The sequence below is a fragment of the Ferrovum myxofaciens genome (genome assembly GCF_000735045.1).
GTDB classification, from domain to species: domain Bacteria; phylum Pseudomonadota; class Gammaproteobacteria; order Burkholderiales; family Ferrovaceae; genus Ferrovum; species Ferrovum myxofaciens.
In genome coordinates this window covers 22867-30729 of the sequence record NZ_JPOQ01000014.1, presented here as the reverse complement: position 1 = coordinate 30729, position 7863 = coordinate 22867, and the positions used below count along the sequence as shown (strand labels likewise).

Genomic DNA, 7863 nt, shown 5'->3' with positions numbered 1-7863 from the left:
GGTCGTTTGTGATAGAGGGTTTGCCATCGGTCATGGCCTGGATGCTGTAGCGGCGACGCGAGAGCCAGGAGACCCCGGTGGATTCGCCCTTAGAACCCCCTGCCTTTAGGCATGGGGAGGTTTAGTCCGCGCATCGGATCTGCTGGCAAGGCCTGGAGGGGACGAATTCATCATTTTATTCGATGGACTGGAAAGAAAGGATCCAGTCTACTGTCTCGCAGAAACCATACTGCAGAAACTTTCGGAGGAGATGGAACTGCAGGGCCATCCTATCATGCTGAGCGCGAGCATCGGCATTGCATTTTATCCGGACCACGGAACGAATCCGCAGGATCTTCTCAAACATGCCGATCTTGCGCTTTATGAGGCAAAGCGGGAAGGCAAGGGTTGTTTCAGGTCATTGGTGACGCCATGAGGACATTACACTCGCAACCCCATGAAGGTAAGCGGTAGGCAAAAATCGGTCGAGAAACAAAAACTTGACACCGCAATTCAAGTTCGTTGAAAAGGGCCTATCTGCCATGATTACCAAAATGACCGGACGTTTTTCCTTTGTTGTAATGATGATCCTCGCAGTCTTGAGTGGATGTGCGTCGCTTCCTCCTGGTTCAAATTTCGCAAAAACAAAATCCTCAGCACTCGCCAATCCTGAGGAAACAAGGCTCGGCCGTCAGTTCGAAAATGCTGGCCGGGAGCATGGCGACAACTCAGGATTTCGCATCATACCGGCAGGAGCCAACGGTTTTCTGATCAGAATGCAAATGATCAACGCGGCAGAACGAACACTCGACCTTCAATATTACATTTTTCGCGACGACGATACAGGACAGTTGCTGACCAGTGCCGTATTGCGCGCAGCTGATCGTGGGGTGCGTGTGCGCGTACTGCTCGACGATGGAGACACCGTGGCTGGCGATGAGCAGATTACCAAACTGGCGGCACATCCTTCTATCGAGGTTCGAATATTCAATCCTTTCGCATATCGTGGCCACAGTGAGTTGCTCAGAGCCACAGAATTCACATTCAATGCCTCCCGGCTCGACTACAGGATGCACAATAAATTATTCGTCGTGGACAATGCCATCGCGCTGATAGGAGGGCGGAATATCGGGGATCAATACTTTCAGATCGATCCTGATTCCCAATTTGCCGATGATGATGTCTTTGTAGCTGGCCCCATCACTAAAAAACTCTCGTCAAGTTTCGACGAATTTTGGAACTCCGATCTGTCAATTCCTGCTGAGGCGCTTTCAGGTGAAAAATCGTCCCATGCCGCCTTGAGGGAACGTCGCGTGGAATTGAAGCAACAGAATCGAGAGATAAAAGCGACCGGGGTTGATTATTTGAAGCGGGTTGCGAGTGGCGAGCCATTTGACGGGATTACCTCCGGTCGCTTGCCCCTGATTTGGGCGCATGCACAGTTGATTTATGATAGCCCCGACAAGAAAAAAGTTGAAGATGGAGAAATGGTGGGCAAATTGATGCACCGCGCAGTGGCCAATGCAGCCCTCGAGGTAAAGTCCGAATTACTGATGGTGACGCCCTTTTTGATACCGGGAAAGGAAGGGATGCAACTGATCGAAGACTTGCGTAAACGCAACGTACGAGTTCGCATTTTGACCAACTCACTTGATTCATCCATGATATTGCCGGCGCAGGCTGGTTATATGCATTATCGGATACCATTGCTCGAAGAGGGCGTGGAACTTTATGAAATCCGTTCGCTGCTGGGCAACACACGCGGCAGTGGTGAAACGAAGGCAATATCGCGCTACGGAAATTATTCGCTGCACGCGAAACTGTTCGTATTTGACCGTCAAAAGTTGTTCATAGGCTCAATGAACTTTGATCAACGATCGATGCATCTCAATACCGAGATCGGTCTGATCATCGACTCGCCCGTGCTCGCGCAACAGATTGCTACGCGTTTTGATGCTATGGTGCAGCCGGCCAATGCCTACCAGCTGGCATTGCGGCCAAACGATGTGGGACAGAGCCTGGTGTGGCGCACTCGGAAAAACGGTAAAACTGTCGAGTATACGACGGAGCCGGCAAGGAGTGACTGGCAAAGAATCAAGGCCAATATTTTATCTTTGCTGCCCATGGATGACGAGTTATAACGGGATGCGGCCCTTGAGTGGAGCAAAAATCCTATCCCTTGGCCGCAGTATACGTCCGATACCAATCAACGAACCGTTTTACGCCCTCCTCCACCGGAGTATAGGAGGTGAATTGGCAATACTTTTCCAGTTCTTCGGTGTTGGCTGCTGTAGCCATCACATCGCCTGGCTGCATGGGAAGAAAGTTCAGGGTGGCTTTTTTTCCCGTAGCCACTTCGATGGCGTGAATATAATCCATCAGAGGGGTGGGATGCTGGTTGCCCAGATTGAAGAGGCGGTAGGGAGCCCAACTGGTGGCGGGGTCAGGATGTTCTTTCTGAAAGCCTTCGTTGGGGGTGGCGGGTTTGTCCAGGATTCTCACGGTGCCCTCCACGATATCATCGATGTAGGTAAAATCACGCACCATCTTCCCTTCGTTATAGACATCGATGGGAGATCCTGCCAGGATGGCCTGGGTGAATTTGAACAGGGCCATGTCCGGGCGCCCCCAGGGACCATAGACGGTGAAGAAACGGAGACCCGTAGTGGGCAGATTGAATAAATGACTGTAGGTATGGGCCATCAGTTCATTGGACTTTTTGGTGGCAGCGTACAGACTGACGGGGTGATCGACGGCATGGTGCTCGGAAAAAGGCAGTTGAGTATTGCCCCCATAGACACTGGAACTGCTGGCATAGACCAGATGTTCGACGGAATGGTGGCGACAACCTTCCAGAATATTCAGGAAACCTTGGATATTGGCATCAATGTACGCCTGAGGATGCTGCAGTGAGTAGCGCACCCCCGCCTGGGCAGCCAGGTTCACGACTCTCCGGGGCTTTTCCTGAGCAAAGAGTGCTTGGAGCGCCGTCCCATCAGCGATATCGAGCCGATGAAAATCGAAGTTTCCATAGGGTGTGAGACGGGCCAGACGCGCTTCCTTGAGGGAAACATCATAGTAGTCATTGAGATTGTCCACCCCAATCACCTCATCCCCCCGCTCCAGGAGATGTTGGGAAACCTGCATGCCGATAAATCCGGCGCAACCTGTAAGAAGTATTTTCATCGGTGATCTCAGGTTACTTTTTATTGCCCTTGCGTGCCGCCAGTTCTGCCTTGATTTCGCGCATCGTGGCTTCCACCTGGGATTTCTGGTAGAAGTTTCCATCGCCTGCTCCCAGGGCGATCTGGAGTTGGTCCATGGCGGCACTGGGATTGTCCAGCAACAGGTAGGCATGGGCCAGGGCTTCATGACTCATCATCTGCTGATTCAGTGCAGAATAAGCCTGGGACTGGAATTCGTAGAGTTGCTCATCGCTACTGGTGAGTGAAATCCGTTCGTTGATGATCTTGAGCGCCTGTTCAGGTAACCCTGCGGTCAGCAAAGCCGTGATATAACCGTAATTGAGCGCACGCTCATCGGGAAAGCGCTGCAATCCATGTTGAAACTGTAGAATGGCCTGATGCACATGCCCCGAGTCCAATGTGATCTGAGCGCGCAGACTGTCAAATAAAGCATTGGGCGGAGAAACGGCGCGCACCTGTTCGAGCAGGGACTGAGCCTCTCCATAAGCGCGACTACGCCACAGCGCAACCGCCTTTCCATAGAGCAGAGGAACGTCCTCGGAACGATGGATATCGTAGTCGTGATTCTGAAAACTTTCCAGTGCTTCATGGGGGGTTCCCACCAGAGCCTGAATACGGGCCTTGATAAGCGCGAAATCTGGACCATCCTGAACTTGCCGGTAAGGAACGTTCTGCAACCTGTCCTGTATTTCCGCCAAACGTTCGGTGGTCAAGGGGTGAGTCTGGAGAAAGGCAGGTGCCCCTTCATAAAAGCGACCATAACGCCCCAACTTGGTAAAAAAAGTCGCCATGGCACGGGGATCGTAGTCAGTCTTGAGAAGGCGACGAATGCCCAGCCGATCGGCTTCCCGTTCATTCCCCCGAGAAAAGTTCAGTTGGGCCTGGACCATCCCGGCCTGTGCCCCCACCACCCCACCCATGGCCCCATCAGGACTGCTGCGCGCCGCCAGAATGGCCGCCGCCATGGCCGCCAGGGAGAGGGGCAAATTCTTGTTCTGATCCTCCATGGCACGGGCAATATGATGCTGGGTGACGTGGGAGATTTCGTGGGCCAGTACCGAGGCCAGTTCAGACTCATTGTCCGCCGCTTCGATCAGCGCCGTATGTACCCCGATGAACCCACCGGGCAAGGCGAAGGCATTGAGTGTGGGATCTTCCAGAATAAAAAATTCGAAGTGATGCTGATCGCCCAGATCATCACTCACGGCCAACAAACGGTGCCCCACGGAACTGACAAAATCCACGCTCTCCGGATCGTTGAAATAGGCGGGATCCGCGCGGATCTCCTGCATCACCTGGCGTCCCAGAGCCATCTCGTCCTTGCTCGACAATGTCATGGAAGAACTGTCGCCCAGGTCGGGTAACTCGTAGGCCGTCAAGTGAACGGACAGCATGCTGACATAAAGAAAAAGTAACCATCGTTTCATGGTGCTCATGATACCTTACCCGCGGAAGTTTTCGCGGAAACCCCTCGGGACTATGGCCTGCCCCCCTGCTTCAAAGGGTAGTCAGACGCGCCAACTGGACTTCCACCTCGGCCAGAGACTGACGAAAGCGAGCCAAACGTTCCCGTTCCTGAGTAACCACAGTGGCAGGCGCACGATCCACGAAACCGGGGTTATCCAGTTTGGCGCAACAGCGCTCTACTTCGATTCTGGTCTTATCCCGTTGTTTGGTCAGACGTTCAATTTCCGCGGGGACATCCACCTGCACCTGCAATTGCATCTGAAGGTGATCCACCGTTACCACCGGCGCCTCCACCGACAGCAAAGGCGTAGCACTGGTATCCACCCCCGTGAGGCGTGCCAGATGCATCAGATAGTGTTCCATACCCAAAAGCGCCTGCGTGGCACCCGCCACTTTGAGAGGCAGTCGCTCTGCCGGGCTGATGTTCATTTCTCCACGCAAGGTACGGCAACCGTTGACCCATGCCTTGAGACGTTCCATCGCCTCGTTGGCGGCAGGATCGGGGACCAACGCAGGTTGAGGAAAGGGTTGCAGGGCAATGCTGGAACCCATGGCATCCAGGGGAGCCACCTGCTGCCACAACTCCTCGGTGATGAAGGGCATCAGGGGGTGAGTCAGGCGCAGAGCCGTTTCCAGGATCGAGCGCAATGTAGCATGGGTGGTGACCGCCGTATCGGGGTTGGCCAACTGGGTCTTGGCCAATTCCACATACCAGTCACAGAAGTCTTCCCAGATGAATTCGTACAGGGTACGGGCCACCAAATCAAACCGATATTGGGCAAAATGCTCATGCACCGCCCGAATGGTGGCATCGAGACGCTGTCCAATCCAGCGGTCTGCCACCGTCGGCGACTGAGCCAGTCCCTCCGGGGTTTCCTGCATCAGGACGAAGCGCGTGGCATTCCACAACTTGTTGCAAAAATTCCGGTAGCCATCACATCGTTGCAGATCAAACTTGATATCTCTTCCATGAGTGGCGAGACTGGCAAAAGTAAAACGCAGGGCATCAGTACCAAAGGCTGGAATACCCTGAGGAAATTCAGCACGGGTGGCCTTCTCGATCTTTTCAGCCTGACGAGGGTCCATAAGGTGAGCGGTGCGCTTGGTCACCAGGGATTCCAGATCGATTCCATCGATCAGATCCAGAGGATCTAGCACGTTGCCACGGGACTTGCTCATCTTGTGGCCCTGGGCATCGCGCACCAGACCGGTAACAAAAACCTCCCGGAAAGGCACCTGACCGGTGAAATGCGTGGTCATCATGACCATGCGAGCCACCCAGAAGAAAATGATGTCGAAGCCCGTCACCAACACACTACTGGGCAGGAACTGGTGCAGTTCCGGGGTATCCGTCGGCCAACCCAGGGTAGAAAAGGGCCAGAGTGCCGAGGAGAACCAGGTATCGAGCACATCGTCATCCTGACGCAGGGGTTTCCCGGCCTGTCGTTCCGCCTCCTGCTGGTTCTCGGCCACATAAACTTGTCCCGCATCATCGTACCAGGCGGGAATCCGGTGCCCCCACCACAATTGTCGGGAAATACACCAATGTTGCAAATTGCCCAGCCAATGCTCGTAGGTATGAATCCAATTACCCGGCACAAACCGGATCTGTCCCTCGTGCACCACGCGCAAGGCCTCTTGGCCCATGCGCTCGGTATCGAGAAACCATTGATCTGAAAGCATGGGTTCGATCACTGCGCCACTGCGGTCACCGCGCGGAATCATCAGGGTATGCGGTTTTACTTCGGCCAGCAGGTTCCGGGCCGCCAGGTCGTCGATAAGACGTTGACGGGCACGAAAACGCTCCAGTCCACGATATTCAGGGGGTACCTGATCGTTCAAGTGGGCATCCGGGGTAAAGATGTTGATGGGCGTCAATCCATGCCGCTTGCCCATCTGATAATCGTTGAAATCATGGGCCGGGGTGATCTTGACACAGCCCGTGCCGAAGGCAGGATCCACCGACTCATCGGCAATCACCGGAATAGTGCGGTCCGTCAGAGGCAAATGAAGTGCGTGCCCGATGAGGTTGCAATAACGCTCATCGGCAGGGTGCACTGCCACTGCCACATCGCCCAGCAAGGTTTCGGGACGGGTGGTGGCCACCACCAGATAGCCCTGACCATCCACGCGAGGATACCGGATATGCCAAAGATGCCCCGATTCTTCGTGGGCCTCCACTTCCAGGTCAGACACCGCCGTCTGCAGGTGAGGATCCCAGTTCACCAGACGCTGGCCGCGATAGATCAATCCTTCCCGATAGAGGCGGACGAACACCTGAGTGACGGCCTGACTGAGGTCCTCATCCAGAGTAAAACGCTCGCGGGTCCAGTCACAGGAACTGCCCAAACGCCGCATCTGCCGGGTAATGGTGGAACCCGACTGTTCCTTCCACTGCCACACCCGCTCCAGAAAGGCCTCCCGTCCCAAAGTGGCGCGCCCTTCGCCCTTGGCTTCCAGTTGACGTTCCACCAGCATCTGGGTGGCAATCCCGGCATGATCCGTCCCTGCTTGCCACAGCACATTCTCGCCCTTCATTCGATGGTAGCGAATCAGGGCATCCATGAGGGTATGCTGAAAGGCATGCCCCATATGCAGCGTCCCCGTTACATTGGGCGGCGGCAGCAGGATACAGTACGCAGGCGTCTGGGGATCAAGGGAAGGCTTGAAATCACCACGCGCTTCCCAAACAGGGTACCAGTGCGCCTCAATGGCCTGAGGGTCAAAAATTTTGGCAAGACTCATGGAAAACAATCCAGTAATTAAGGGTGGAGCCCAAGGCTCAAAAACGATGGTTCGCCAGATTATGGGCCTGCACTTCAAAACCCCGCTGACGATAGAAACGGAAACGCTCCCGTGCCTGCGCTGCATCCTGATCGATCTGACTGACGATTTCCGCCAGACGTTCGAAACGGGCAAAGTACAACGGCGGGTCTGAACGCAGGTTGATCAACACCCGGTGGGAGCGCGGTTCCATTTCCAGGGCATCGATGACGATGGGGGTTTCCGCCGCCAATGCGTGATCGGACCGACAATGGGGCACGAATTCGGCCTGCGGATGGGTCCACAACCTCTGGTCCAGTTGCTGAGCCATGACTTCGTCCGGCACCCGCAACCACACGGGCAGTCCTTGCGCCCATGCCTTGCAGGTCAACTGCAGGGCCACCGGCACCTTGTCCGCCACATGGGTGTAAAAGTCGATGCGTGTCAC

Annotated in this window: 5 protein-coding genes and 1 pseudogene; 2 read left to right on the top strand and 4 right to left on the bottom strand. The window is 54.8% G+C overall.

Annotated elements, in window-relative coordinates; translation table 11 throughout:
• Window positions 1–136: 136 nt before the first annotated feature.
• Together IV91_RS18345 and IV91_RS0103395 are read left to right on the top strand one after the other, a co-directional pair.
• A pseudogene (locus IV91_RS18345) lies at window positions 137–415 on the top strand (diguanylate cyclase domain-containing protein); the annotation flags it as partial.
• A 106-nt stretch (window positions 416–521) separates the two neighbouring features.
• Window positions 522–2120, top strand: coding sequence for a phospholipase D-like domain-containing protein (locus IV91_RS0103395; protein WP_200874314.1), 1599 nt, complete (start codon window positions 522–524; stop codon window positions 2118–2120).
• 31 nt (window positions 2121–2151) lie between these two features.
• Here IV91_RS0103395 and IV91_RS0103390 read toward each other — a convergent pair whose 3' ends face one another.
• From IV91_RS0103390 to IV91_RS0103375, 4 genes are all read right to left on the bottom strand, one after another.
• A complete protein-coding gene (locus IV91_RS0103390) occupies window positions 2152–3165 on the bottom strand; it encodes an NAD-dependent epimerase (protein ID WP_031596027.1) in 1014 nt (337 codons plus the stop codon).
• 13 nt (window positions 3166–3178) lie between these two features.
• Window positions 3179–4621 carry a beta-barrel assembly-enhancing protease gene (locus IV91_RS0103385; RefSeq protein ID WP_082783183.1) on the bottom strand — a complete coding sequence of 481 codons (1443 nt, stop codon included), beginning with the start codon at window positions 4619–4621 and terminating at the stop codon, window positions 3179–3181.
• A gap of 61 nt (window positions 4622–4682) precedes the next feature.
• Window positions 4683–7397 carry a valine--tRNA ligase gene (locus tag IV91_RS0103380; RefSeq protein ID WP_031596025.1) on the bottom strand — a complete coding sequence of 905 codons (2715 nt, stop codon included), beginning with the start codon at window positions 7395–7397 and terminating at the stop codon, window positions 4683–4685.
• Between the two features lie 37 nt (window positions 7398–7434).
• Window positions 7435–7863, bottom strand: coding sequence for a DNA polymerase III subunit chi (locus IV91_RS0103375; RefSeq protein WP_031596023.1), 429 nt, complete (start codon window positions 7861–7863; stop codon window positions 7435–7437).